The organism is Corynebacterium sp. KPL2825 (assembly GCF_037908445.1).
GTDB classification, from domain to species: domain Bacteria; phylum Actinomycetota; class Actinomycetes; order Mycobacteriales; family Mycobacteriaceae; genus Corynebacterium; species Corynebacterium kefirresidentii.
In genome coordinates this window covers 41,045-66,549 of sequence record NZ_JBBMGI010000009.1, presented here as the reverse complement: position 1 = coordinate 66,549, position 25,505 = coordinate 41,045, and the positions used below count along the sequence as shown (strand labels likewise).

The 25,505-nt window shown below is 60.0% G+C and carries 24 protein-coding genes; 8 read left to right on the top strand and 16 right to left on the bottom strand.

The genetic code is table 11. From position 1 onward, the window contains the following. Positions 1-4 precede the first annotated feature (4 nt). On the top strand, positions 5-1,189 hold the full coding sequence (locus tag WMQ00_RS08390; protein ID WP_340439954.1) for an Nramp family divalent metal transporter: 1,185 nt from the start codon (positions 5-7) through the stop codon (positions 1,187-1,189). 15 nt (positions 1,190-1,204) lie between these two features. On the opposite strand, the gene WMQ00_RS08385 is transcribed toward WMQ00_RS08390, so the two are convergent. After that, entirely contained in the window at positions 1,205-2,446 is a 1,242-nt protein-coding gene (locus WMQ00_RS08385) for an MFS transporter (RefSeq protein WP_340440879.1), read from the bottom strand. 106 nt (positions 2,447-2,552) lie between these two features. Here WMQ00_RS08385 and WMQ00_RS08380 point away from each other — a divergent pair, with 106 nt between their 5' ends. Beyond that, on the top strand, positions 2,553-3,077 hold the full coding sequence (locus tag WMQ00_RS08380) for a hypothetical protein (RefSeq protein ID WP_275434376.1): 525 nt from the start codon (positions 2,553-2,555) through the stop codon (positions 3,075-3,077). On the opposite strand, the gene WMQ00_RS08375 is transcribed toward WMQ00_RS08380, so the two are convergent. From WMQ00_RS08375 to WMQ00_RS08365, 3 genes are all read right to left on the bottom strand, one after another. Then, on the bottom strand, positions 3,074-3,916 hold the full coding sequence (locus WMQ00_RS08375; protein WP_340440878.1) for a hypothetical protein: 843 nt from the start codon (positions 3,914-3,916) through the stop codon (positions 3,074-3,076). The two genes, WMQ00_RS08380 and WMQ00_RS08375, sit on opposite strands and share 4 nt — an antisense overlap. A 206-nt stretch (positions 3,917-4,122) precedes the next feature. Next, positions 4,123-4,971 carry a hypothetical protein gene (locus WMQ00_RS08370; RefSeq protein ID WP_023021822.1) on the bottom strand — a complete coding sequence of 283 codons (849 nt, stop codon included), beginning with the start codon at positions 4,969-4,971 and terminating at the stop codon, positions 4,123-4,125. Between the two features lie 81 nt (positions 4,972-5,052). Then, on the bottom strand, positions 5,053-6,756 hold the full coding sequence (locus tag WMQ00_RS08365; protein WP_340440877.1) for a carboxylesterase/lipase family protein: 1,704 nt from the start codon (positions 6,754-6,756) through the stop codon (positions 5,053-5,055). A gap of 116 nt (positions 6,757-6,872) precedes the next feature. On the opposite strand from WMQ00_RS08365, the gene WMQ00_RS08360 reads away from it, so the two are divergent. Both WMQ00_RS08360 and WMQ00_RS08355 read left to right on the top strand, forming a co-directional pair. Beyond that, positions 6,873-7,601 carry a hypothetical protein gene (locus tag WMQ00_RS08360; RefSeq protein ID WP_200287751.1) on the top strand — a complete coding sequence of 243 codons (729 nt, stop codon included), beginning with the start codon at positions 6,873-6,875 and terminating at the stop codon, positions 7,599-7,601. 183 nt (positions 7,602-7,784) lie between these two features. Next, the gene (locus WMQ00_RS08355; protein ID WP_445293063.1) at positions 7,785-11,504 is read left to right on the top strand and encodes a multifunctional oxoglutarate decarboxylase/oxoglutarate dehydrogenase thiamine pyrophosphate-binding subunit/dihydrolipoyllysine-residue succinyltransferase subunit; all 3,720 of its coding nucleotides are present in this window, start codon (positions 7,785-7,787) and stop codon (positions 11,502-11,504) included. A gap of 440 nt (positions 11,505-11,944) precedes the next feature. Here WMQ00_RS08355 and WMQ00_RS08350 read toward each other — a convergent pair whose 3' ends face one another. Beyond that, entirely contained in the window at positions 11,945-12,688 is a 744-nt protein-coding gene (locus WMQ00_RS08350; RefSeq protein WP_259824389.1) for a hypothetical protein, read from the bottom strand. Between the two features lie 105 nt (positions 12,689-12,793). Between WMQ00_RS08350 and WMQ00_RS08345 the strand changes: the two genes are divergently transcribed. Continuing rightward, positions 12,794-13,924: an Mrp/NBP35 family ATP-binding protein gene (locus WMQ00_RS08345; RefSeq protein WP_023021827.1), complete on the top strand. Its 1,131-nt coding sequence runs from the start codon at positions 12,794-12,796 to the stop codon at positions 13,922-13,924. 3 nt (positions 13,925-13,927) lie between these two features. On the opposite strand, the gene WMQ00_RS08340 is transcribed toward WMQ00_RS08345, so the two are convergent. The 3 genes from WMQ00_RS08340 to sigE all read right to left on the bottom strand — a co-directional run bounded on the left by WMQ00_RS08340 (position 13,928) and on the right by sigE (position 15,666). Continuing rightward, entirely contained in the window at positions 13,928-14,479 is a 552-nt protein-coding gene (locus tag WMQ00_RS08340; RefSeq protein ID WP_200287762.1) for a twin-arginine translocase TatA/TatE family subunit, read from the bottom strand. Between the two features lie 23 nt (positions 14,480-14,502). Next, complete coding sequence (locus WMQ00_RS08335; RefSeq protein ID WP_023021829.1) at positions 14,503-14,952, bottom strand: anti-sigma factor family protein; 450 nt, start codon at positions 14,950-14,952, stop codon at positions 14,503-14,505. Between the two features lie 84 nt (positions 14,953-15,036). Continuing rightward, entirely contained in the window at positions 15,037-15,666 is a 630-nt protein-coding gene (gene sigE / locus WMQ00_RS08330) for an RNA polymerase sigma factor SigE (RefSeq protein WP_034656442.1), read from the bottom strand. 151 nt (positions 15,667-15,817) lie between these two features. On the opposite strand from sigE, the gene WMQ00_RS08325 reads away from it, so the two are divergent. Next, positions 15,818-16,465 carry an O-methyltransferase gene (locus WMQ00_RS08325; protein ID WP_200287764.1) on the top strand — a complete coding sequence of 216 codons (648 nt, stop codon included), beginning with the start codon at positions 15,818-15,820 and terminating at the stop codon, positions 16,463-16,465. On the opposite strand, the gene glgC is transcribed toward WMQ00_RS08325, so the two are convergent. After that, positions 16,462-17,679 carry a glucose-1-phosphate adenylyltransferase gene (glgC, locus tag WMQ00_RS08320; RefSeq protein ID WP_086588169.1) on the bottom strand — a complete coding sequence of 406 codons (1,218 nt, stop codon included), beginning with the start codon at positions 17,677-17,679 and terminating at the stop codon, positions 16,462-16,464. The genes WMQ00_RS08325 and glgC overlap by 4 nt on opposite strands. 109 nt (positions 17,680-17,788) lie before the next feature. Here glgC and glgA point away from each other — a divergent pair, with 109 nt between their 5' ends. After that, complete coding sequence (gene glgA, locus WMQ00_RS08315) at positions 17,789-18,943, top strand: glycogen synthase (RefSeq protein ID WP_340440875.1); 1,155 nt, start codon at positions 17,789-17,791, stop codon at positions 18,941-18,943. 12 nt (positions 18,944-18,955) lie between these two features. Continuing rightward, a complete protein-coding gene (locus tag WMQ00_RS08310) occupies positions 18,956-20,398 on the top strand; it encodes a GH32 C-terminal domain-containing protein (protein ID WP_200287768.1) in 1,443 nt (480 codons plus the stop codon). A gap of 327 nt (positions 20,399-20,725) precedes the next feature. On the opposite strand, the gene WMQ00_RS08305 is transcribed toward WMQ00_RS08310, so the two are convergent. Genes WMQ00_RS08305 through dapE form a run of 7 tightly spaced genes read right to left on the bottom strand, consistent with a single transcriptional unit; the run spans position 20,726 to position 25,481 of the window. Continuing rightward, positions 20,726-21,592 (bottom strand): methyltransferase domain-containing protein, encoded by an 867-nt coding sequence (locus WMQ00_RS08305; RefSeq protein ID WP_340440874.1) that lies wholly within the window; start codon positions 21,590-21,592, stop codon positions 20,726-20,728. Between the two features lie 9 nt (positions 21,593-21,601). Continuing rightward, positions 21,602-21,769 carry a DUF3117 domain-containing protein gene (locus tag WMQ00_RS08300; protein WP_005323535.1) on the bottom strand — a complete coding sequence of 56 codons (168 nt, stop codon included), beginning with the start codon at positions 21,767-21,769 and terminating at the stop codon, positions 21,602-21,604. 12 nt (positions 21,770-21,781) lie between these two features. Then, positions 21,782-22,075: a DivIVA domain-containing protein gene (locus WMQ00_RS08295; RefSeq protein ID WP_023021836.1), complete on the bottom strand. Its 294-nt coding sequence runs from the start codon at positions 22,073-22,075 to the stop codon at positions 21,782-21,784. 3 nt (positions 22,076-22,078) lie between these two features. Further along, a complete protein-coding gene (locus tag WMQ00_RS08290; RefSeq protein WP_200287772.1) occupies positions 22,079-22,801 on the bottom strand; it encodes a glucosyl-3-phosphoglycerate synthase in 723 nt (240 codons plus the stop codon). Beyond that, a complete protein-coding gene (gene folP / locus WMQ00_RS08285) occupies positions 22,798-23,610 on the bottom strand; it encodes a dihydropteroate synthase (protein WP_034656441.1) in 813 nt (270 codons plus the stop codon). The genes WMQ00_RS08290 and folP overlap by 4 nt, the downstream gene beginning before the upstream one ends. Positions 23,611-23,624: 14 nt before the next feature. Continuing rightward, positions 23,625-24,389, bottom strand: coding sequence for an LOG family protein (locus tag WMQ00_RS08280; protein WP_023021839.1), 765 nt, complete (start codon positions 24,387-24,389; stop codon positions 23,625-23,627). Positions 24,390-24,392: 3 nt separating this feature from the next. Next, a complete protein-coding gene (gene dapE, locus WMQ00_RS08275) occupies positions 24,393-25,481 on the bottom strand; it encodes a succinyl-diaminopimelate desuccinylase (protein WP_086588085.1) in 1,089 nt (362 codons plus the stop codon). Positions 25,482-25,505: the final 24 nt, after the last annotated feature.

Sequence of the window (25,505 nt, the reverse complement as noted above, 5' to 3'; positions counted from 1 at the left end):
ATTAGTGGCCGCAGCGACAGGTGTCGGTGCTGCCGACCTAGTGGCCACCATGATCGCCGGCCAGCGCTATGGCTACGCGCTCCTTTGGGCGGTCATCATCGGTACGATTATGAAGATTGTATTGGTCGAAGGTGTCGGACGGTATAGCCTTGCCACCGGAAACACGATGTTCCATGGTTGGCGTGAGCTAGGGCGTTGGACTGCTTGGTACTTTGCCCCTTATATCGTTATCTGGGGACTCGTATACGGCGCCGCCGCGATGTCCGGCACTGGACTGGCCCTCAGCGCTCTTTTCCCGAACACCAGTCTCGAAATGTGGGCAATTATCACCGGCATTTCCTGTTTTGTCCTGACTTGGCTTGGCCAATATCAGCTTTTTGAAAAACTTTCAGCCATCTTGGTCGGGATTATGTTTGTCACTGTAGTCGGCATCGCCGCCATTACTGCCCCTAACCTTCCCGAAATCATCGGTGGCTTAGTGCCACAAATTCCGGATGGATCCTTTGTCTATGTACTATCCATCGCTGGCGGAGTGGGCGGGACTATTACTCTAGCTGCCTACGGCTACTGGCTGCGGGAAAAGGAATGGTACACGCCGAAATGGATGAAGGTTATGCGTATGGACAATGCGGTAGCTTACGCAGTCACCGGAATCTTCGTTCTGGCTACACTCGTGCTGGGCGCCGAGCTTCTTTACAGCGCCAACGTCGCCGTATCCGATAACGATCAGGGCCTCGTTGATATGGCGGATGTACTTGAGGACCGCTACGGAACCTTCATCTCCAAAATGTTCATCATCGGATTTTTCTCTGCCGCATTCTCCTCTTGCCTTGGTGTTTGGAACGGCGTTTCCCTCATGTTCGCCGACTATATTGGCCACCTCAAAAAGATTCCGCAAGGCGATCCGAGGACAAGTACCGGTGGAAAGTATTACCGCGCTTATCTCATCTGGCTAACCTTTCCACCAATGTTGTTGCTTCTCCTTGGAAAGCCAACTGGGCTCATCATCGCTTATGGAGTCCTCGGCTCACTTTTCATGCCCTTTTTAGGCCTGACCCTCCTGGTATTGCTGAATACCAGACACACGCCAAAGAAATGGAGAAATGGCTGGTTCGTCAACACCTTGATGGCGATTATCTCCGTCGCCTTCGTTTATCTATGCGTCTCCCAATTGGCTGAACTTTTCTAGCCCAACTCCAAATGCTTAGTTCTCCTGCGGCACCCGCTTCGGCTTATTCCCCACCTCAGCGTGCGGGTCGCGGCCGAATGCCCAGGCAATGATGCCGATGAAGGCCATGGCGCCGCAGACGGTGAAGGCGAGGGGGAAGCCGGAGGCGTCGGCAAGCAGGCCAATGAGCATGGGGCCTAAGATTTGGCCGAAGTCTCCGGCCATCTGGAAGGTGGATAGCACCTTGCCGCCGGAGCGCTCATTGCCCACGATGTCTCCCACCGCGGCCTGCTGGGAGGGGTTAATGAGCCCGGAAGATGCGCCGGCGAAGGCGGACACGAGCAGGAGGAACCAGACACTGGTAGCCATGCCCATGAGAACCATGAAAATGGCGGAACCGACCAGGCCGATAAGGATGAGTGGCTTGCGGCCGTGGATATCGGACCACCTGCCCGAAAATTGCAAGACGATGGTGTTCCCAGCAGCAAAGACCGCGAGTGCAAGGCCGGATGCCGCGGCGCCATTGTGGAAGATAGAGGCGGCAAATAGAGGAAGGACGGACACCCGCACGCCCATGTTGATCCAGCTGTGCGCGAAGTTGGAAGTTAAGACCGCACGATAGGCGGTGTCACCCCAGGCTTCCTGCAGGCGCATGGGCGGCAGTTCATCCTTGTTAGCCTGCTTGTGGTTGACGCGGGGCATTTGCCACCAGACAACGAATGCGGCGAGTGCGACACCCACACCGTAGATGAAAAATGGCCAACGAAAGCCCAGGAAGGACAGGCTGGCCCCAAGAACCGGGCCAGCAACATTACCTAGCAGGAAGGCCGTGGCATAGGTGGCAGAACACTTGCCGCGAATCGACGGGGGGGACATGCGCACAATAAGGCCCATGGCCGAGACCGTGAACATGGTCGAGCCAATGCCGGCTAGGGCTCGCAGGGCCACGATGTGCCAGTAGCTTTGGGCAATGGAGACGAGTCCGGTGGTTACCGCGACGGTCATGAGGCCAATGAGGTAGACGCGGCGTGAGCCTACGCGATCCACCAATGAACCGGACATCGGCGCGAAAAGCAGGCGCGAGGCAGCGAAGATGGAAACCACCAGGCCCGCGGCGGCCATGGAGACATCGAAGCTCACCACAAACTGCGGCAAGAGCGGAGCGATGAGACCGTATCCCAGCGCGATGATGAATGCGGCGGTGACCATAACCCAGATCTCGCGTGGAATTTGCGGCTTTTGTTCTGGGCTTATTTCCCCACTTGGCGTATTCATCATATCGGCTGCAACTCTAATCCTTCAGTTACAGGAAAGCCATTTTCAATCTCTGTTCGTACAGGTGTTCTACTAGCGTGGGCGAGTGTCCGCGCAGGGTTCTAATGTGATGGCCATGTACAACGCAGAAAAGAACTTTCCCCAGTCCACCCCGATGTTCCTCCCACGTTCCGCCAGCGAGATTGCCGCAGATTTGCTCTACCACGAATACGACACCATCGAGTCCATTACCGCTATCCTGCACCACCCACGTTCCCTGGCCCGCCCTACTCCCACCTGGCGCCCACCACTCAAGCAGCTGCCGACGGCCGCGGGTGGACCGGGCGGAGACTACTGCATGAGCATTACCCGCCACCGCGTGGGTTCACGCGTAAAGGCCCGAGTGCGCGGCTTTGGGCAAGACCGCATTCCCGCATACCTCATCACCATCCGCATAACCGAGAACTTTGGCCAAACGGTGGAACCTGCCGTGGCCGAAGGCTGGGTACGCACGCTTGTGCCGGCGGAGATGGTTGATGCCGTCCACGAGGTCTCTCGCGGCCCCAATGCCACCTATGTATGGCTCGTGGATAGCTCTTTTCAACCCGTCCGCTCCCCCGAGTCGTTATTCGCCGGCTTAACCCAAGCCGCCTAAGCGGTCACGAGCTGTTTTGTCTGCTGCCCCGGCACATCCGGTGCTGCATGCGGGTCAGGCGCGTGCAGGATCTTTTTCAATACTTCGCGGTTAAAGGTCACCGTGTAGTGTCGAGCGATTGCCTTGGGCATAAAACGCAAAACCAAGCAGGCGATGAGAACGGTAAAGACCTTGTCCAAGATGTCAGAGGTAAGGCCTTGCAGGATGATGGCCAGGCGCTCATCTTGAAAGATCAGCTCATAGAACTTGGTAAGGTTTTGCGGTTCCTGGCGTGGACGCCCGCTGAACGAAAAGATCAGGACATATACGCTCATCACGCCGGAGCCGATGCCCATACCGAGGCCGGAAAAAATGATCGACGAGAGCCTATTAAATACCCCGCGGCGGGCCATCAAACCCACGGCGGCGCCGATAAAGATGCCCACAGGAGCAAAGGCGAGATCATAGGCAAAGTACACTCCTCCCAACACCGTGGTGGTCAAGCCCGTGGCCATACCCAGCACAGGACCGGCGATGATTGCCACGATGGAGGTGCCCACGGCATCGAAGAACAACGGGGCTTGCGAGCGCACCGTCAACGAGCCCAGCAATAAATTTATCGAGGCACCGAAGATGGGATACAAGAGGATGCAATTGGGCACCAACCCATACTGCGAGGTGTATAACAGCACCGCAGCCACCAAGAGCAGCACCCAGACGCTGGCGGTCAGATAAGACTCAAAAGTCACGCTCACCGTGGAGTACACGCCAAGCACGGTGCAAAACCACGCGGCAAGCGAGAGTGCTACGGCAACAACGACAAGAACGTATCGCCACGTAGTATCGCGGTTCACTGCCATGGTTTTCTACTCCTCATAAGGTTTGGCCTGGGGCGGATTTTCAGTCCCAGGCCGGGAACCTTCTAAAGCCTAGTTGCCGGCGCGTGAAAGTAGCAAGACAATAAGGAATATATAATCTATACCCCTACCTGCAATGATGCTTTGAAAAAGAGAAAGGCCCAGCCCCACCGCAAGAAGGCGGTGAGCTGGGCTATGGGAGGTAGGGTTTACTTATCTTCAGCTGCTTCGGCCTCGGATTCATCGTCCACGTCGGCATCATCGGTGTCGAAGTAGTCCTCCTCTTCGTCCCCGTCATCCTCACCGAAGATGTCGTAGACGTCCGGTTCTTCATAGTCTTCGTCATCGAAGGATACGAGCTGCGCTTCCCAGTCCAAAGCTTGCTCAGAAACAAGCCCCAGGACGTCGAAGAGGCGATCGAAATCGGTGTAGGTACCAAGCTCGAGGGCCTCGGCAGGAACCTCCACGATGGGGACATCATCAAAGTCGGCGTTATCAAAGAGGGCGAGGCGGTCGGCCTCATCGAGATCCTCATCCTCTTCATCAACTTCCCAGGCGAGGGTGACGGCCTCATCTTCCATGTCATCTAGATCGTCTTCGTCGAAGTCGAAAGCGAGGAAGCGGACGATGGCAGAAGGGACACCGTCTATGGTTTCCACAAGCACGCGCAGCTCCGAGTCATTGGCTACTTCAGCCACGACAAGGTGTGGGTTGAGCTCATCTTGGGAAAATTCTAGTTCCGCAATGCGTTCATCGGTGCCCTCCAGCAGGTCGCGCAGGACGGTGACCACTTGGTCGGTAGCGATGTGGCGAGAAACCGCCTCCACGGCGTCATCTACAGAGAAGGCGACGGAGACCAAGACTGCCTCAAATTCCTCATCGTCTTCATCAACGTCTGCCGCAGCGATATAGACATTTGCTGCAGGCAGGAGCGGATCGATTTCAATAAATTGGATTTCCAGATCAGAGGTGATTGGAACGAACATGACGTCATCATTGACGCGGGACTCGATGCCCTCGGCATCCAATGCAGAAGCAATATCTTCGAAAAAGCTCATGGTGGTTTAAAATCCATCCTTCGGAAGCAGAGGTCCCCACGGCTAGCAAGACGCCGCCCGTGGTCACTGTGGAGTCTACCTTCATTCCCACCCGGATGGTTGGAAGCCCAAAGATTTCACCAGCTCTGGACGCCCACTTCCCCACTCCAACATGTGGTATCCCTCCCACGCCTGGCGCTTGAGCTCGTGCGGGGCGTTTTCAATATAGGCCTCGGCATCAAAGATCATGGTGGCCCGCTGCTTGAGCCCGTAGCGCGGCCAGCTCATCTTCGGACGGCCACCGTGGATAAAGGCGGACCAATGCTGCTGCATGGTGGCGGTAAGTTCTTCCATCTCCGCGCGCGAGCCCCAATTAGTAAGGAAGGACGCGCGCGAAGAATGTGGGTCACCAAAGACGTTGCCCAGCTCCATCGAGTGCATGGCCCCTAGGCCCAACCACTTGAGTACGGCAGAGGCGAAGTCGAAGCGGTACATCCACGTTGGTGCCACCTGCGCGTGGGCGGCGGCGATGCGGGTGGAGGGTGCCCAAAAGAGGGCGTCGGCAAGCAGGTGCGCAAAGTCTTCGCGGGCCACTGCGCCGTCATAAGCGGCAACCACCTCAGGGGCATGCTGGGGATCGAAGGAGGCCAATAGGCGCAGGGCGGCGCGCTCACGGGAGCTTTGGCGCTGGAAGAGGAATTTGCCAAAGCTAGCCTCGTCCGAGTTCGTGCCGATGAGCAGCGGAACTTGATGCTGGTGGCCGTTTTCAAAGGCGGCAATGGGGTGTTCTGGAATAAGCTCCTCATCCACCGTGGGCGCATAGCAAGAATTAAGGTGAATGAGCTCTCCAGCCCGCCACATCATGGACTGGCCGGAGCGCACCAAATCAGCAAAGTTTTCCTGCCGCAGATCCTCTACCGAGGTGCGGCGCGGCAAGGCCAACCGGTGAACCAGCTCGCGCGCCCACAAGGTGGATTGAGCCCGGGAGTGAATCATGGCGATCGGCGGGGACTGGGCGATGGCGCGATGGAATAGGCCCTCCGCGGGCGGGCTCGTCATCAAGGTCAATACGGCCGCACCGCCGGCAGACTCGCCCATGAGGGTGACAGAGTCAGGGTCACCGCCAAAGGCGGCGATATTATCGCGCACCCACTGCAATGCCAAGTTCTGGTCAGCCACCGCCGGGTTGGCACTGCAGTCGCCGCCTAGGCTGCGCAGGTCCAAATAACCCAAAGAGTTAAGGCGGAAATTGATGGATACGTAGACCACGTCCATGCGGGTGGCTAGCTCGAAACCACGAAGCATGAGCATATGAGACGAACCCATAATGAAGCTGCCGCCATGTAAATAGACCACCACAGGAAGCTTCTCCTCGGTGCGCGGGCGCACGATGTCGAGGTACAGGCAGTCCTCGGAGCCGATAATGCGGTCGGTCCAGGAGTACGTGGGCTGCGGGGCCGGCGGGCCGAACTGACTGCAATCGCGCACGCCCTCCCACGCCGGCGCGGGCTGCGGGGCGCGGAAGCGATTGTCCCCAGCGGTGGTATCTCCAAACGGGATACCGCGCCACGTCAACACCGGCCCGGCGCTAATGGGGCGATCGGGGCGCAGGTCCTCTTCAATAACACCGCGCACCCAACCAGAGGTGGTGCGCACCGTCAGCTCATCTGCCAGGGCGTTTCGAGCTTCCTCGTAGGCGCGGCGAGCGCGTTCGTGCGCCTGCTCCGCCTTCAGTCGCGCCGCCGCGGAGGACTCCTCCGGGAAGACATCCCCGGAATCGCGGTAATTCTCGTGCGGCCTAACCATGTCCACTAGCTTAGGTGGCCTGCACGCCCAGGGCGATCTGATTGCGGCGCGGCGGCACATTAATACAGCCTTTACTATGCTGGGCACGGATAAGTTTTAGCGAAAGAGAAGGACACATGGGTTTATTCACTAAAGATAAAAAGGACAACTCCACCGAGGTGGATACCGTCGATACCTATGACATCGATCCGGAGGACAGCAACCGCTTTACCTCTGCCCTGCTCAACTCTTTGGACCGCGCGGTATCGATACAATCTGGCGTCATCATCAAGTATGTCGAGAGCCTGAAAAAGCGCAATAAGGGCGCAAGCCCACAGAAGCTGCAGGAGCTCATTGACAAGCACTTCCTTAATATCACCTCCGGTACCGGTGCGGCCGCAGGTGCATCCGCCGCCATCCCGGGTATTGGTTTGGTAACCGGCGCTGCCACCATCGCAGGCGAGTCCGTGGTTTTCTTAGAGGCCGCAGCTTGGTACATCTTGGCTTCTGCCTACCTGCGTGGCGATGACATCAAGTCCCCCGAGCGCCGCCGCGCCCTTGTACTCGTCGTGCTCACCGGCTCGAAGGGGTCCGCTTTGGTCGATACCTTTGTCGGGGACCTCAATAGCGTTGCTGGTATGCGCTCGGCCGCTAGCCTGTCCCGATTCTCCGGCCCCACTCTATCTGGCATCAACGGCCGCCTGACCAAGCTTTTTACCAAACAAGTCACCAAACGCCTCAAGTGGGCGTGGGTAAGCAAACTGATGCCCATGGGCATTGGCGCGGTATTAGGCACCACCGCCAATCGCAAGCTGGCCAAGCAGGTCATCGAGCACGCCGGCGAGCAGCTTTCCCCCCTTACCTAAGGCTAGGGGTAGCCAGAAACCGGAAAGTGGGGCTATTGATACCCCTAACATAGTGAGTTTAGGGGTATGCCCCGTATCATGTAGGCAGACTCTTTGGCGGGTGACGTATGCGCTCGTACAAAGGCCGCACTAAAGCCGAATAAACGACCATTTTAAAGCAGAGAAATGAGGCGAATACCTGCCGTGAGCACATCGAATATCTTCGGCCCCAATGCGTGGCTGATAGACGAGCAGTTCCAGCAGTACTCCAAGGACCCGAGCTCCGTAGATAAGGAGTGGCGCGACTACTTCGAGGCAAACGGCGCGCCTAAGTCCAAGGCCCCAGCCAAGGAGGCCGCGAAGCCGTCTAAGCCAGCCGCGAAGAAGACTGAGGGTACTACTACCGCCCGCAAGCAGGAGGTCCGCGAAACCAACGTGGATAAGTCCGTGTCCAAGGCACAGGAGAAGTCCGCTAAGGCACAGCAGTCCGTAAAGAAGTCTGAGTCCCCGCTGGACCATATTGCGGACTACAAGGGCGGCGAAGAGCGCCAGCTCAAGGGCATGTTCAAGGCCATTGCTAAGAACATGGAAGAATCCCTGGAAATTCCTACCGCTACCACCGTGCGCGATATGCCGGTCAAGCTCATGTGGGAAAACCGTTCCATGATCAATGACCACCTCAAGCGCACCCGCGGTGGCAAGATCTCCTTTACCCACATCATCGGCTACGCCATGGTCAAGGCCGTGCAGCTGCACCCAGATATGAACGTGCGCTACGAGCTCAAGGACGGCAAGCCTTATGTCATCCAGCCGGAGCACATTAACCTAGGCCTGGCCATTGACCTGCCGCAGAAGGATGGCTCCCGCGCTTTGGTCGTCGCTGCCATCAAGGAGTGCGAGACCAAGTCCTTCTCCGAGTTTGTTGCGGCATATGAGGACATTGTTACTCGTTCTCGCAAGAACAAGCTCACCATGGATGACTTCTCTGGTGTGACCATTAACCTCACCAACCCGGGCGGCATCGGCACCCGCCACTCCATCGCCCGCCTGACTAAGGGCGCAGGCTCCATCATCGGCGTGGGCTCTATGGATTATCCGGCCGAGTTCGCCGGTGCTTCCGCAGATCGCTTGGCTGACCTAGGTGTAGGCCGCCTGGTTACCTTGACCTCCACCTATGACCACCGCGTTATCCAGGGTGCAGAGTCCGGCGAATTTTTGCGCACCATTGGCCAGCTGCTTGTCGACGGCGCGTTCTGGGACGACCTCTTCTCCTCCATGGGCGTGCCTTATGAGCCATTCCGTTGGGCACAGGACGTGCCAAACTCCGGCGTGGACAAGAACACCCGCGTCATGCAGCTCATCGAGTCCTACCGCTCCCGCGGCCACCTGCTTGCCGATACCAACCCGCTGGGTTGGGTACAGCCGGGACTGCCTAACCCGGATCACCGCGACCTCGATATCGCGACCCACGGCCTGACCATTTGGGATCTGGACCGCACCTTCAACGTCGGTGGCTTTGGCGGCAAGGAGCAGATGACTCTGCGCGAGGTGCTGTCTCGCCTGCGCGCCGCCTATACCTTGAAGGTCGGCTCCGAGTACACCCACATCTTGGACCGCGATGAGCGCAGCTGGCTGCAGGACCGCCTCGAGGCTGGCATGCCGAAGCCCACCAACGCGGAGCAGAAGTACATCCTGCAGAAGGTTAATGCCGCCGAGGCATTCGAGAACTTCTTGCAGACCAAGTACGTGGGCCAGAAGCGCTTCTCCCTCGAGGGCGCTGAGACCCTCATTCCGTTGCTGGATTCCATCATCGATACTGCCGCTGGCCAGGATTTGGACGAGGTCGTCATCGGTATGCCGCACCGCGGCCGCCTGAACGTTCTCTTCAATATCGTGGGCAAGCCGCTGGCCGATATCTTCGGCGAGTTCGACGGCAACTACAAGGGCGGCCAGCTCGGCGGCTCCGGTGACGTTAAGTACCACTTGGGTTCTGAGGGCCACCACCTCCAGATGTTCGGCGATGGCGAAATCAAGGTCACCCTTGCTGCCAACCCGTCCCACCTCGAGGCCGTGGACCCAGTCATGGAAGGCACCGCGCGCGCTAAGCAGGACATTTTGGACAAGGGCCCAGAGGGCCACACCGTTGTTCCGGTCATGCTCCACGGCGATGCATCCTTCACCGGCCTGGGCATTGTCCAGGAGACCATCAACCTGTCCCAGCTGCGCGGTTATACCAACGGCGGCACCGTCCACATCGTGGTCAATAACCAGGTGGGCTTCACCACTACCCCGGATTCCGGCCGTTCCACCCACTACGCCACCGACTTGGCCAAGGGCTTCGACTGCCCGGTCTTCCACGTCAATGGCGACGACCCAGAAGCAGTTGTCTGGGTGGGCCAGATGGCTGCCGAGTACCGCCGCCAGTTTGGCAAGGATGTCTTCATCGACCTCATGGTCTACCGCCTGCGCGGTCACAACGAGGCCGATGACCCATCCATGACCCAGCCAGAGCTTTACTCTGTCATCGACGAGCACAAGGCAGTGCGCGAGCGCTACACCAACGACCTCATCGGCCGTGGTGACCTCTCCGCCGAAGACGCCGAAGCAGCCGCACGCGACTTCCATGATCAGATGGAGTCCGTCTTTGCTGAGCACAAGGAAGCTGGCAAGGCTCGCCCGAAGGAGCAGACTGGCATCACCTCCTCCCAGGAGCTCACCCGCGGCCTGGATACCTCCATCACCGCCGAGGAACTCGCCGAGCTGGGTGCCGCCTATGGCAACCCACCAGAGGACTTCGAGTACCACAAGCGCGTGGGCAAGGTAGCCAAGGATCGCGAGAAGTCTTCCCGCGAGGGCGGCATCGACTGGGGTTGGGGCGAACTCATCGCCTTCGGTTCCCTGGCCGGCGAGGGCAAGGTCGTCCGCCTGGCTGGTGAAGATTCCCGCCGCGGTACCTTCACCCAGCGCCACGCCGTTACATTCGACCCACGCAACGGCAATGAGTACAACCCGATGCACGCCATCGCCACCTCCAAGGGCAATGGCGGCAAGTTCATGGTCTACAACTCCGCGCTGACCGAGTACGCTGGCATGGGCTTCGAATACGGCTACACCGTGGGCAACCCAGACGCCCTCGTGGCGTGGGAGGCACAGTTCGGTGACTTCGCCAACGGCGCCCAGACCATTATCGATGAGTACATCTCCTCCGGTGAGGCCAAGTGGGGCCAGCTGTCCAGCCTGGTACTCCTGCTGCCGCACGGCTACGAGGGCCAGGGTCCGGACCACTCCTCCGCCCGCATTGAGCGCTACCTCCAGCTGTGCGCTGAGGGCTCGATGACCGTGGCTCAGCCTTCCACCCCGGCTAACCACTTCCACCTGCTGCGCCGCCAGGCACTTGGTGAGATGAAGCGTCCATTGGTCGTCTTCACCCCGAAGTCCATGCTGCGCAACAAGGCGGCCACCTCCGCTGTGGAAGACTTCACCGAGGTCAAGCGCTTCCAGTCCGTTATCAACGATCCGAACTACGTTGACGTTGACGGCAAGAAAGTCGGCGATACCGACAAGGTCAAGACCATCATGCTGGTCTCCGGCAAGCTGTACTGGGATCTGGAGAAGAAGCGCGAGGCCGACGGCCGCGATGACATCGCCATCGTCCGCGTGGAGATGCTCCACCCGATTCCGTTCAACCGCCTGCGCGAGGCATTTGAGGCTTACCCGAATGCCACCCAGATTCGCTTCGTACAGGACGAGCCGGCCAACCAGGGTCCATGGCCGTTCTACAATGAGCACCTGCGCACCCTGATCCCAGATATGCCTGAAATGGTTCGCGTTTCCCGCCGTGCCCAGTCCTCGACTGCTACCGGCAATGCCAAGGTGCACCAGATTGAGCAGAAGAACCTGCTGGAAGAAGCTTTTGACATCTAGAGCTCTTCGAATTGTTTAAACCCCAGTGAGGACTCCTCACTGGGGTTTACTCATGCGGACCAACGTTCCTCAGGAACTACGGACTCGGCTCGCTTCTCAACTAGAACTCTCTTCTGACTCGACTCTCCTTGCCTCTCACGTACTTAGCGCACACTTCACTCCTTTCGCGCTCACGGGGAGTGACCGCTGCGAGAAAGGTGCGTTACCGGTGAGCGCGAAGGGAGGGAGTGAGGGTATTGCTGTGCTATGGCCGACCGCGTTCGCAACAGCACCGTTGATCGGACCTGCTGAATTGTTCGGGAATTGGCATCTACGTCAAGCTCGAAGGCTTTGGGCGCCGTTCAGATAACCACGAGCTGTCGGGCCCGTTGGTTTTACTTGACTTGGTGGTTTCCGAGTTGTCGACGCCTGGAAACTTTCGCCTACCCGCCAAAGAAAAACTATTTGGAGCCTCCGGTGAGATCAGACCCACCGGAAGAATCTGAGTCGCCTTCCTCATCGAGCATTTTCGTGCCGGAGCCGTGCAGCCACGTGCGAACCACTTTTGCCACGTCGCCTTTTTGCTCTGCCTCTTGCGCCAATTCAGAGATGTCTTTTCGCGTGATGAACTTCGTCAATGAAGCTATAGATTGGCGTTCCTCGCGGTCCAAGAGATCATCCTGGTAGAGCGCCACAAAATTCTCGGGGAGCTTTGGCTCCGCGTCCTCACAGCCAGTGGCGCTGGATGGTTCCACCGCGCCTAGGTCGCCTGGAAGTGCAGACATTAAAGCGATGTGAGTACGCGCTAGGTAGTCCTCACCGCCTGGTTGGGAGGAGTGCTGAGCTTTTCTATAGTCCTTGGATATTTCCCGCGCCTCACCGGGATTGAGAACGCTGAGAAAAGCCCCCGTGCACCCGACATAAAAATTACCATTGGGGTTCAAATAGCGACCGGACCTAGACTCTTGGAAAATATCCTCCCTAACAAGGGAGGCCTCACGCCCCTGTCTGATCAGCTCTTGGCGAAAGATCTCCGCCAGCACTACTTGGTCGGTCTCACTAGCATCTACCATGATGCCAACGGGGGCACGCTTAGCATTATCCGCATAAGGATCTCCATCAAACTGGGAGGAGCAGCCGGTAAGCAGCATGGCAGAGAGCACCACGCCAGCAATGGCGTGGGCAGGGCGGGCACAGCTGCGCATGGCGATACTATTCTCCTTCAGATTGGCGGCGATCGAGCGTCTAGATGATTCTACACCGAGGGCGTGTTTACCTCCTGTTGCGGCCCGACTAAGATGGCAAGGGTTATGTCTAGCGTTATTACTGAATCCGCCGTACGCGAGGCACTTTCCCGCGTTGAAGATCCCGAAATCGGGCGTCCCATCACCGAGCTCAACATGGTGAAATCAGTTTCTGTCACCGGAAACGATGTAGCCGTAGAAATTTACCTCACCATCGCTGGCTGCCCCATGAAGTCCACCATCGAGTCCAATACTCGCGCAGCAGTAGAGGATATTGAGGGCGTAGGAAACGTCACCGTGACGATGGAAGCCATGAGTGATGAGCAGCGCCGCGAGCTGAAAAAGAAGCTTCGTGGCGGCCAAGCTGAGCCGGAAATCCCGTTTGCCAAGCCAGAATCCACCACGCGTGTCTTTGCGGTGGCTTCTGGCAAGGGCGGCGTCGGCAAGTCCTCGATGACGGTAAATCTCGCCGCGGCGCTGGTGCACAAGGGGCTTAAAGTCGGCATCGTCGATGCCGATATTTACGGCCACTCTGTTCCTAATTTGCTGGGCTGCACCGATGGCCCGACCGTTCTCGATGATGAGATGCTTTTGCCCCCGATTTCCCACGGCATTAAGCACATCTCCATCGGGCAATTCGTCGAAGGCAACGCCCCTGTGGTCTGGCGCGGACCTATGCTCCACCGTGCATTGCAGCAGTTCTTGGCCGACGTTTTCTGGGGTGACCTAGACGTTCTCCTGCTGGATCTTCCTCCAGGCACGGGCGATATCGCCCTGTCCGTGGCCCAGCTCATCCCTAATGCGGAGCTACTTATCGTAACCACCCCGCAGGCCGCGGCCGCCGAGGTGGCAGAGCGTGCCGGGTCCATCTCCCAGCAGACGCGCCAGCGCGTGGCCGGCGTGATTGAGAATATGGGCGCTATGGTCATGCCGGATGGCTCCACCATGGATGTCTTTGGTACCGGCGGCGGACAGATTGTGGCCGATCGCCTCGGCGTCATTCTTGGCCATGAGGTTCCACTGCTGGCTTCGGTGCCTCTGGATCCCACCCTGCGCAGCGGTGGCGATGCCGGCACTCCGATCGTTATAGATGCCCCCGAGTCCCCCGCCGCCCAACAGATCCAGGCGGTGGCCGATAAACTGGCCATCCGCTCCGATTCCCTAGTGGGCAAAAATCTGAACTTGGGCGTGAACTAGCCCCTAGGTTACATCTTCCCACATGCCGCCGCCGGTGGATTCTTCCCCACCGCGCGGCGGTTTCTTTTCGGTCGCGGGTTGCTCCGTCGATTGCGGTTGCGAAGCTGCGGCGCGCTGGTGCGGCTGTGGCTGTGGCTGCTGCGGCTGTTCGGCATAAACCTGGGAATAGTCGAAGCTTGGGCGCTGTTGCGGTTGTTGCTGCTCCGGCTCCTTGGGAGCGGTATTGCTCTTAATATCTTCTGCCATCTTCTGGGGATTGAAGTCATCCCAGGCGGATTCGTCGCCGTCGAAAAGCGCCTTGGTGATTGCGCCCTTCGGCCCCAGACGCGTCCACTGCGCGGCTTGGGTAAGCGGGCCACGGATATCATCAAATTCCGAGGTAATAGAGCCCATCTCCCCATTGAGCTCCGCCTTGGCATTATTGATGGCCTTCCGCGCCGCATAGATGGCTGCGCGCACGTCCTTAATCACCTCAGGCATGCGTTCTGGGCCGATGACGATGATGCCCAAGAGCACAATGACGAAAATCTCGGGCCAACCAATGGAAGAAAACACGCTTAAATACTAGTCCTTCGCTCTTAGCCGCGCTGATTGTGCTTGATTGCGCGAACCACCATCTCCACCTTGTCTAAGAAGTCCTGCTGGGGCCGGTGCGCCGGCGTTGCTGCATCAGGCCCGGGCGCTACCCCCTCCGTGGCAATGCCTGCGAGCTTCGCGAGCAAGGACTGCGGCGCCTTGACCGTTGCGGACTCCGCGCAGTGGCGCACCCATTCCGAGGCACGACGCTGCTGATGCACATCCGCGCGGCATTCAGCGCAGTGCACCAGGTGAATGCGCACACGGTGCATAAATTTTGGCTCCATCTCGCCGTCCACAAAGGCAACAACCGCCTCTGGGCCCAAATGCCCGATGGTATCGCTACGCCGCGCCTTGGCCTTCGCCCTATCGCGAGCCTTTGCTTGGGCGGCATCAAATCCGCCGTGCACGCTCAGCGTGGACAAGGTTCGGCGTCCTCGCAGCGAGTCCATCGATCCCTCCTCCACTAGTTGCTCGGCCTTCATTGACGCGGAAAGTCCCCGCCGGCAGCGGGGACTATGCAGTTTCTCTAAAGTTTAGCGCGTACGCAGCAGCATGCGCGTTTCCGCATTGGTTTGCGCCTCTTTTTCTAGCGCCGCACGTAGCTGGGAGCGGCCGCGGTGGATGCGTGAGCGCACCGTACCCATCTTGACACCAAGGGTCTCTGCAATCTCGTCATAGCTCATCCCAACGACATCGCACAGGACCACGGCCACGCGGAAATCGGGAGCCAGCCCGTCGAGCGCGGACTGCAAAGCTGGATCCAGGTTAGCCACGGAATAAGCCTGCTCCGGGGTCATATCCGTACCAGGAACGCGTTCATAATCCTCTGGCAGGGCCTCCATGCGGATCTTGGAACGGTGACGAACCATATCCAAAAAGAGGTTAGTGGTAATACGGTGCAACCAGCCTTCAAACGTTCCGGCTTGATACTTGTCCAAGGAGCGGAAGACGCGCATGAAGGTTTCCTGGGTGAGATCCTCGGCGTCATGCTGATTGCCAGACAGGCGATAAGCCAAGCGGTAGACCCCATCGGCGTGCTCGGCCACGAGGTCACCCCAAGCGGGCATGTCGCCCGTGCCAGCATCGAATGCTGCGGTACCGGTCAACTCTGCCTCAGAGGTTGCAGGTTGAAGGGATTCGGCATCGCGCTTCATCTTTGTCATGCATGTCATCTTTCTACACTCAGCACAGAAACTCCAGCCATAGTACTGATAATATCCTGTGAACCCGTCACATTATCCCCACCGACCACAACCTTGCTGGCTAAGCGCGTTTTTGCCACATTGGCGGACACTTTTCCCTATGGTTTATTACGTGACTAATACCGCATACGAAGCACTGCGTTCTTATATCGAGACCAACAGCGAAGCATCCCCGGCCCTAAGTGGCGCACGCGACCACGCCGCAGAGTACGGCTTGCCAGTCCCGGATGAATCCACCGGCCAGCTGCTCACCACCCTGACGGCCGCCTCCACTGGTTCCACCGAGCGTCCTCAAGCTGTGGCCATTACCCCGGCCGCCAATGTAGTGGGTCTCTATGTGCTCGCCGGCATGCCCGATAACGGCATTTTGACCTGCATCGACCCCGAGGCGGAGCACCAGCGCAGCGCCAAGACCGCATTCCGCGAGGCCGGCTACGCGCCATCCCGCGGCCGTTTTTTGCCATCGCGCCCACTCGAAGTCATGGGTCGCCTTGCCAACGATGCTTATCAGGTGATCTACGCCGACGTCGCCGCGCTCGAGTTACCAGCCATCATCAAGGCCGCCTGGCCACTGCTGCACCAGCGCGGCACCCTAGTCTTGGCTAATTCTTTGCTCGATGGCACGCTTGCCGACGCCTCCCGGACCGACCGCGACACCGCCGCCGCCCGCGAAGCAGACGAGTACCTGCGCGAGCTCGAGGGGGCGAGCGTAACCCGCTTGCCGCTGGGTTCCGGGCTCACCCTCGTGACGAAGCTCTAGACCTTTTGGTTTTTGCCGACGACGACCACGCCGCCGTCAGAAACCTTAAAGCGCTCTTCATCACGCTCGCGGTCCACTCCGATAATCGCGCCATCACTAACGACGACGTTCTTATCTAGGATCGCGCGGCGCACCACTGCACCGCGCCCGATACGCACGCCAGGCAGGATCACTGATCCTTCGACCGTAGCTCCGTCGGCCACATGGACATCGGACGCCAGCACTGAATTGCGCACAGTGCCGCCAGAGACGATGCAGCCTGGGGCCACCATCGACGACTGCGCGATGCCGTTTTGCACGAACTTGGCCGGTGGGAAATTGGAATCATCCGTCGAGTGGATCGGCCAATTCTGGTTATAAAGGTTGAAAATCGGGTGCACCGAAATCATGTCCATGTGCGCCTCGTAGAAGGAATCGATGGTGCCGACGTCGCGCCAGTAGCCGTGGTCACGCTCAGTAGCCCCTGGCACTTCATTGGCCATGAAATCGTACACATGCGCCTGTCCCCGCTCCACAAAGTACGGGATAATATCACCGCCCATATCGTGGGCGGAGTCCTCGTTCTTTTCGTCCTCCAAAAGGGCGTCGATAAGCGCCTGCGCTGTAAAGACATAATTGCCCATCGAGGCATAGCTCATATTCGGATCATCCGGAGTAGCCGGCGGGTCCGCGGGCTTTTCCACGAATTGCGTAATCGTGCCCATGCCATCGGCTTGGATGCAGCCAAAGGCCGTCGCTTCCGAGCGCGGTACGCGAATACCTGCCACCGAACAATCCAATCCGGTGGCGATATGCTCTTCTACCATCTGTGCCGGATCCATGCGGTATACGTGGTCTGCACCAAAGACGATGACATAATCCGGATTCTCGTCATAGATGAGGTTCAGCGACTGCACAATTGCATCTGCCGAGCCGTTGTACCAGCGCTTGCCGCGGCGCTGCTGGGCGGGCACCGAGGCAATATACTGCGGGGTCGGCCCCGCCAAGTTCCACGCCTGGGAAATGTGGCGGTCCAGAGAATGGGACTTGTACTGGGTCAGCACCGCAATCTTGAGATAACCGGCATTGACCAGATTGGACAAAACGAAATCAACGAGGCGGTAGGAACCACCGAAGGGTACGGCGGGCTTGGCGCGGTCTTCGGTCAGGGGGAAAAGGCGCTTTCCCTCACCGCCGGCGAGGACAATGGCTAGGACATTCGGCAGGCTTCTCACGTTTTCAAACCTATCCGCAAATCCCACATTCCGCAGCAGAACTTTGCACATTTTTACCCCCATATCGGAATTCTGCACATGACAGCAGAGATACGTATTCTGGGTGGGCATGAGAGCCGGAATCTTTTCCAAAGAATACCCGCCGGAAATATACGGCGGAGCCGGAGTTCACGTAGCTGAGCTCACCCGTTTCATGCGCGATATCATCGATGTCTCCGTGCACTGCATGGGCTCCCCGCGCGAAGAAAAAGACGTCTTTGTCCACGGCGTAGATCCCGCACTCGAGGATGCCAACGGCGCGCTGCAGACCTTGTCCACTGGGCTGCGCATGGCCGATGCCGCCTCCGATATCGACATCGCCCACTCCCACACGTGGTATACGGGCCTTGCTGGCCACCTCTCCGCCCGGCTTTATGATATTCCGCATGTGGTCACCGCCCACTCTCTCGAGCCGCACCGCCCTTGGAAGCGCGAGCAGCTTGGCGGCGGCTATGACATCTCCTCATGGTCCGAAAAGAACGCCATGGAATATGCCGATGCCGTAATCGCCGTCTCTGCCGGTATGAAGGACTCCATCCTCGATGCCTATCCGCGCATCGATGCCTCCAAGGTCCACGTCGTCCTCAACGGCATCGACACCGAGCTATGGCAGCCGCGAGAGGGCGATGTTTTGGACAAGCTGGGCGTCGATAAGCAGCGCCCCATCGCTGCCTTCGTCGGACGCATCACCCGGCAAAAGGGCGTAAAGCACCTGCTGCAGGCGGCGCAGAAATTCGATCCAGACATCCAGCTGGTCTTGTGTGCCGGCGCCCCTGATACGCCCGAAATCGCGGCCGAGACCGAGGCACTGGTCGATGAGTTGCGCGCCCAGCGCGATGGCATTTTCTGGGTCAAGGATATGCTCCCGCGCAACGAGGTCCAGCAGATTTACACCGGTGCCGATGTTTTTGTCTGCCCGTCCATCTACGAACCGCTGGGCATCGTGAACTTGGAAGCAATGGCCTGTGGCACGGCCGTTGTTGCCTCCAACGTGGGCGGCATTCCCGAGGTAGTAGTCGATGGTGAGACCGGCGTGCTAGTGCATTACGACGCCACCGATACCGCAGCCTTCGAGGCCGACCTCGCCGCTGCAGTCAATGACGTCGCCGCCGATAAAAAGCGCGCTGCCGAATTTGGGCGCGCCGGCCGCGAGCGTGCCATTCGTGATTTTTCTTGGGCTACGATTGCCGCCCAGACCGTCGATATTTACCGCAGTCTGATTTAAGGAAGGATAGCCGTGACAACCCACCGCCCCGAACTGCATTTTGTCCCTGAAGACGGCGTCCTCGACGCCCCCGCCGGAATCCTGCGCGATGGCGATACTTGGCATCTGTTCTACCAGTACCGCCCCACCGCGGACTCCCCGGCGCGCTGGGGACACACCTACTCCGAAGAGTCTCCCTTTGACTGGTTGGACTGTGACGATGCCCTCGCCCCCGTCGGCGGCGAGCTCTCCCTGCGCGCAGGTTCCGTAGCCCAAGGCCCAGACGATATCCATCTCTACTTCACCTCCGTGACCGCCGCCGGAATCGCCGTTCACCTCGCCCGCTACGCCAACGTGGACGAAATCTGCGAGGTCTCCGATGACCCACAGGCGCTCGACCCCAATGTCGTTCGTTTTGGCGAAGTCGTGGGCAATACCCGCAACTTCGATCATTTCCGCTCCCCCTCCGTGGTGCCCGACTGGGCCTCAGAGGACCGCGATGACGGCCACGACGGTTGGCTCATGTTGGCTCTCACCGGCCACTCCGACGCCCCGGTTCCCGTCATCCTCGAATCCGCCGACGGCGTGTCTTGGCGCCTGCGCGGCAGCCTCAAGTTCGACGGCGACCCTGGCTTCCTAGAGGGCGAGGTCCCCGCTACCTCGCCCATTCCGCCGGTCGTCTCCCCGCGCCTAGTCCGACTGCGCGATGAGGTTGACGGCAATGTCTACGACGTCCTCTTTGTCACCTTGGAGCGTGGCGGCCGCGACGTCTCCGGCTACCTCGTCGGCCGGCTGGAAGGCACCACCTTTACCGTGGTCTCCGGCTTCCGCCGCGTAGACTTCGGCCACGATTTCTCCCGCCCACGCAGTACCAACACCACCACCGGCACGCTCACCCCCGAGCAGCGCTATGAGCGCGCCGTTATCGTTGGCCTCCTCAACGGCAACGGCCGCGGCGATGACGCCACCAAGCACGCCTCGTGGGAAGCCGAAGGCTGGGCCAATGCCCTTTCCTTACCCCGCCGAGTTACCCTCGAGGGCGGCGTCCTCTACCAAGCCCCCGCCCGGGGCTTGCCCGATGCCGTTAAGCTTTCCGATTACGCCCGCTCATGGACCGGCGTCATGGAGGTGCCTTCCGGTTCCTGCGTCACCGTCACGCTTCTCGACGGCGCCGGTGACCCCGCCGCCACCATCCGCCACTCCGGCGATGACATCAGCCTCGATCGCTCAATGAACAAGGCTTTCAATCATTGCTTTGCCGATTCTGAGCCCGCCACCGCCACGCTTGCCGAGGGCGACTCCGACACCCTCACCATTATCCAAGACGGTTCCACCGTCGAGGTATTCGTCGATGGTGGCCTCATCGCCATGGCCTCCCGCGTCTACTTCGAAGGCGGCTGCTCTGGGCTGCGCGTCGAAACCTCCGGCGATGCCGTTATCGAGCAGGACTGGCAGCGCTCCGGCTCCAAGCTCTAAACATCACCCGACGCCCCGCTCGGTTCTCCACCCCGCCCTTCGCGCTCACCGGCACAGCCGCCCACTGCGGTTGCGCTGCTCCCGGTGAGCGGCAAGGGCGGGGTTGTGTGTTTCCGGACCCGCGGCACCCGCGCCACCCGCGGTACGGGGCGATGTCACGCCGCGCGCCCTTCGCGCTCACGGGGAGGCGATGGGGCGTCGGAAAGCGTGTGCTGGTGAGCGGCAAGGGCGAGGAACCACCCCTCGCGCTCACCGGAACAACGAAAAGAACCGCCCCACGCGCTGCTAGTGAGCGCGAAGGGCGGAGATGAGGCAGAAGGGCCGAGGCTAAACTGCGCGGAGGCGGTCCAGTCGAGCGCGGGCGGTAACCGTGAGCGTCGGGGGCAACGCTGCCATGCGCTCGGCGAGTTCTCCGGCGCTAATGTGACGCGCGGACGGGCTCATCCCAACCTGCGCGGCAACGGAGGCCTTATCGAGCTCAATGGGGAACGAAATATCCACCGGATCGGCCGCCTGCTCGAGGTATCCCTCGGCCTGCTCGTACATGCGCTCCACCTTGCCGTCTTCCACGCCGAGGATGCCCAAAGGCTCCCGCAGCTCGTCCAAGTGGCCGGCATCAGGGGTCAAGACGATGACCTGGCCGCCTGGGACGAGCACGCGCTGGAATTCGGCCGGATTGCGTGGGGCGAAGACGACGGAAATAGCGTCGACGGACTCATCACGAATGGGCAGGCGCTCCCACACATCGGCCACGACGGCACCGACGCGCGGGTGGCACTTAGCCAAGTGCTTCGCGGCGTGCGGGGAAATATCGAGCCCGACGCCGCGGGCCTCAGCGATGGAGTCGAGGGTGTGGGCCAAGTAGTAGCCCGTACCAGCGCCCACCTCAAGCAGAGAGGCGGGCGTAGATTCGGCCAACGATGCGGAATCCAGCGCACCTTGGACTGCCCCAGTCACGGCCTCCACGAAGGGCGCGAAGTGCCCCATGGCCAAATAGGTCTCGCGGGCGTTGACCATGTCCATGTCATCGCCCTTGTGCTTGAGTCCGGCGCCGGCCGCGAGGGTGACGTAGCCCTGCTTGGCCACATCAAAAGAGTGGCCGGATTCCGAGACCAAGCGAGAGAAATCACCGGCACCAGAAAGCGCGGTGCCATCATTGGGATCAGCCAGAATGTCGACGATATGAGAAAGCATGTATCTAGACTAGCTAGAAACCTCGGTCAACAGAGAACCAAGCTCGGCGGCCTCGTCCTTGCTCAGCTCGATGACGATGCGCCCGCCGCCATCGGAGGGGATGCGCATGACAATTTTGCGGGACTCCTCTACTGCTTCCATTTCTCCGCCCGTGGTGCGCGGCTTCATTGCTGCCATAGTGAGTCTCCTTTAGTTAACTTCTTTTCCTTCCAGCTTAGACCTTTTCGGCGCGGAAGATAGTTGCTCTTCTAGTTGTGCGAGGAGATCATCTACTTGGTCCTGGCGGTACCCGCGGGGCACAACCTCGAATTTCACCTGGTCAAGGCGCCCTTCGCGGGCAGCGGCGCGGTTATTTTCGCGCACCTTCTCCGGCTCATCGAGCGGGTGCATAACCTCGCCGCGGCCAAAAATCGACCCCCATACCCAGGTCCCGATGACGGTCAGGGAGAAAAGGACGAGGAGGAGCATAATCCAAGACAGCATGGCTTAAACCTTACCTTTTAGCGGCGGGCGTTGAGCAACGGGCGCAGTAACCCCGGCGCGGGAGAGCAGTGTGCGCGCGACTACCTCGGCCATCGGCGCGAGTTCATGTAGCGGCCGGTTGCGGTGCACCCGAGTTCCCAAGTCCACCTGCGCTATTGTGCCCCGCTTGCCGACGTCCACCAATAGCCCCGCTTCCACCCCGTAGCCTTCTACAAAGGGCAGAGTGAGAGCGGTGGTGCGGCGCAGGGCGTATTCGCCTCCGAGCGGTTGGTCGATATGAGCGAGCTCTGGGAAAAATTGCTTAATGAGCGGTTTGGCTGTCAGCTCGGTGACGCGGCCGCCGCCGGTGGGCTGGCCGTTGAGGCTGCGGCGGTAGCGGGCCTTGACCATTTCCACCGCGGGGTCGGCAAAGGGATCGGCCAGCGCGGTGACCATGCCGGGCGCGGCGGATTCAAGATCCGCATCGACGAAGACGACTATGTCTCCCTTCGCTGCGGCGACCCCACGCCAGAGGGATTCTCCTTTCCCGGGACGCGGCTCCACCGGGAGGATATCGCGCCAATTGTGCACGTCGGCTCCAGCTGCCGCAGCGCGAGACGCGGTGGCGTCTGAGGAGTCGGCGTCGATTACCAGCACCTCAAGCGGATTATCGGCAAGGCAGGCGCGCACGACGTCTGCGACGGTGCCCTCCTCGTTGAGCGCTGGAATGATAACGGAGACGCTCATGCAAGGCCTCGCGTGGTTGCTAGCGGGGCGACCTCGCCTTGGATGGCGGCAGTCATACGGATGACATCAGCGGTTTCTGCCACCTCGTGGACGCGGAAAGCGGCCACTCCGCGGGCAGCGGACCACGCGGTGGCGGCTAGGGTACCCGCAACGCGCTCTCCTACCCCGCGGTCTAGCGTCTCGCCCACAAAATCTTTGTTTGATAGCGCCATGAGCACCGGCCAGCCGGTGGCCACGACCTCGTCTATGCGCCGCAAAAGCTCGAGACCGTGGAAGGTGTTCTTGCCAAAGTCATGGGTCGGATCGATGAAGGTCAGGTCCTCCGGGCAACCGAGAGCGGCAGCGCGCTCGGCCAGCTGGGTGGTTTCCGCGATGACATCGGCCACCACGTCATCAAAATGGACACGGTGCGGCCGGGTGCGCGGGGTGATACCACCGGTGTGAGAGCAGACATAGCCCACGCGGTAGTGTCCGGCGACCTCGATGAGCTCGGGATCCCAACCCGCCCAGGTGTCATTTATGAGCCCGGCACCGGCTGCAATGGCTGCCTCTGCCACCTCGCTGCGCCACGTATCGACGGAAATGAGGACATCCGGGTGGCGCTGATGCACCTTCTCAATGGTCGGCACCACGCGGTCGATTTCCTCCGCCGCGTCCACAGCTTTGCCGGGGCCAGCCTTCACGCCACCAATATCGACGATCGAAGCACCGGCTGCGATCACCTCATCGCAGCGGCGCAGCGCCGGGTCGAGGTCAAAGGTTGCCCCCTTGTCATAGAAAGAATCCGGGGTGCGATTGACAATCGCCATCACACGCGCGAGGCTCAACGCGGCTCCCTGATGCGCTTATCGCTCATAACCTCGTGACGCTTAATGATGTGGGAGACGGCTTCATCGGGGTCGTCGGTAAGCAGGAAAAGCTCCCGGTCGCTTTCGTTGATAAATCCACCCGCTGCTAGCGTCTTGTCCATCCATTCCAAAAGGCCGGTCCAGTACTCGGTGCCCATGAGCACGATGGGGTAATTGGTCACCTTGCCGGTCTGCACCATGCACATGACTTCGAAGAACTCATCCATCGTGCCCATGCCGCCAGGTAGGCAAATGAAGGCCTGCGAGTACTTCAAGAACATCGTCTTGCGGGCGAAGAAGTAGCGGAAATTCAGGCCCAGGTCGACGTACTCGTTGAGGCCCTGCTCATGGGGAAGCTCGATGCCCAAGCCCACGGACAGCCCGCCGGCTTCGTGGGCGCCACGGTTGGCTGCCTCCATGATGCCGGGGCCGCCACCGGTGATGACGGCATAGGAGTGCTCGGCCAGCTTGCGGCCGACCTCGACGCCCAGCTGGTAGCTCGCGTCCTCGGGCGTGGTGCGTGCGGAGCCGAAGACGGTGACGGCCTTCGGCAACTTGGATAACGCATCGAAGCCGGCGACGAATTCGCCTTGGATGCGCAGCACGCGCCACGGATCGGCATGCTGCCACTCGTGGTCTGCACCGGACTCCAAGAGCCGCTGGTCAAAGGTGGAGGCCTGTTCGCCTTCGGTGCGCAGCAGCATCGGGCCGCGCAGAGTGCGCATCTGCTCAGGAGTCATGGTCTATCCCTTCAGGTATTTCAGGAGGGCGGTGGATACTTCACTAATCTGCGCGGTGGGGACCTGCTCGTCCTTTTTATGCGCAAACCCTGGGTCACCGGCGCCGAAGTTCACGGCCGGGGTGCCCATTTCGGAGAAGCGGGCGACGTCGGTCCAGCCAAACTTGGCGCGGACGTTGCCCCCGACGGCGTCGATAAGAGCTTTGGCTGCAGGCTGGCCCAACCCAGGCTGGGCGGCCGGGGCAATGTCGTCGATGTCGATGGTGACATCTTCTTCCTCGCCGATGATGGATTTCATGTACTCCAGCGCCTCCTCGCTCGTGCGGTCCGGGGCGAAGCGGAAGTTCACAAACATCCAAGCCTCATCCGGCAGCGTATTTGTGGCCACGCCGGACTCGAGGTGAACGATATTGAGGCCCTCGCGGTAAGTACAGCCGTCAATGGTGACGTCGCGGGACTCATAGGCGGCGATGCGGGTCATGATGGGCGCGAGCTTATGCGCGGCATTGGAGCCGAGCCAGGCGCGGGCCGAGTGCGCGCGGGTGCCGTGTGCGGTCACGCGCAGGCGGATGGAGCCTTGGCAACCGGCCTCCACCATGGCTCCGGAGGGCTCGCCCAGAAGCGCGAAGTCCCCCTCGAGCCACTCCGGGTGGTCCTTTTGCAGATGGCCCAAGCCATTAAATTCAGTAGCTACTTCTTCACCCTCATAGGCGATGACAGTAAGATCATGTTTCAGCTCCTCCGACTCGTGCAGCTGGGCAAAGGCATTAAGGTAGATGGCCATACCTGACTTCATGTCTACGGTGCCACAGCCCCACATAATCTCCACCCCGTCTTTAGTGGTTTCCATGTGATGCGGTACATTTTCTGCCAACGGAACGGTATCAATGTGTCCGGCGAGCACCACGCGGGAATCTAGCCCACGGTTCGTGCGGGCGCACACGGTATTGCCGTAGCGGGCAACCTCGACGTCCAAACCGCGCAGCGCTTCTTCGACGGCGTCTGCGATGGCCTCCTCATGGTGGGAGGGGCTCGGAATATCCACGAGCGCCTTGGTTAGTTCGATGGGGTCTGCATATAGATCTAAAGTCACAAAGCGCCATGCTAGCGCCCCGCG

Excerpts from the sequence above, each read along its gene's own strand:
- WMQ00_RS08385 (WP_340440879.1), bottom strand. The coding sequence starts at position 2,446 with ATGATGAATACGCCAAGTGGGGAAATAAGCCCAGAACAAAAGCCGCAA.
- WMQ00_RS08380 (WP_275434376.1), top strand. The coding sequence starts at position 2,553 with ATGGCCATGTACAACGCAGAAAAGAACTTTCCCCAGTCCACCCCGATG.
- WMQ00_RS08375 (WP_340440878.1), bottom strand. The coding sequence starts at position 3,916 with ATGGCAGTGAACCGCGATACTACGTGGCGATACGTTCTTGTCGTTGTT.
- WMQ00_RS08370 (WP_023021822.1), bottom strand. The coding sequence starts at position 4,971 with ATGAGCTTTTTCGAAGATATTGCTTCTGCATTGGATGCCGAGGGCATC.
- WMQ00_RS08365 (WP_340440877.1), bottom strand. The coding sequence starts at position 6,756 with ATGGTTAGGCCGCACGAGAATTACCGCGATTCCGGGGATGTCTTCCCG.
- WMQ00_RS08360 (WP_200287751.1), top strand. The coding sequence starts at position 6,873 with ATGGGTTTATTCACTAAAGATAAAAAGGACAACTCCACCGAGGTGGAT.
- WMQ00_RS08350 (WP_259824389.1), bottom strand. The coding sequence starts at position 12,688 with ATGCGCAGCTGTGCCCGCCCTGCCCACGCCATTGCTGGCGTGGTGCTC.
- WMQ00_RS08345 (WP_023021827.1), top strand. The coding sequence starts at position 12,794 with ATGTCTAGCGTTATTACTGAATCCGCCGTACGCGAGGCACTTTCCCGC.
- WMQ00_RS08335 (WP_023021829.1), bottom strand. The coding sequence starts at position 14,952 with ATGGACTCGCTGCGAGGACGCCGAACCTTGTCCACGCTGAGCGTGCAC.
- sigE (WP_034656442.1), bottom strand. The coding sequence starts at position 15,666 with ATGACAAAGATGAAGCGCGATGCCGAATCCCTTCAACCTGCAACCTCT.
- glgA (WP_340440875.1), top strand. The coding sequence starts at position 17,789 with ATGAGAGCCGGAATCTTTTCCAAAGAATACCCGCCGGAAATATACGGC.
- WMQ00_RS08305 (WP_340440874.1), bottom strand. The coding sequence starts at position 21,592 with ATGCTTTCTCATATCGTCGACATTCTGGCTGATCCCAATGATGGCACC.
- WMQ00_RS08300 (WP_005323535.1), bottom strand. The coding sequence starts at position 21,769 with ATGGCAGCAATGAAGCCGCGCACCACGGGCGGAGAAATGGAAGCAGTA.
- WMQ00_RS08295 (WP_023021836.1), bottom strand. The coding sequence starts at position 22,075 with ATGCTGTCTTGGATTATGCTCCTCCTCGTCCTTTTCTCCCTGACCGTC.
- WMQ00_RS08290 (WP_200287772.1), bottom strand. The coding sequence starts at position 22,801 with ATGAGCGTCTCCGTTATCATTCCAGCGCTCAACGAGGAGGGCACCGTC.
- folP (WP_034656441.1), bottom strand. The coding sequence starts at position 23,610 with ATGGCGATTGTCAATCGCACCCCGGATTCTTTCTATGACAAGGGGGCA.
- WMQ00_RS08280 (WP_023021839.1), bottom strand. The coding sequence starts at position 24,389 with ATGACTCCTGAGCAGATGCGCACTCTGCGCGGCCCGATGCTGCTGCGC.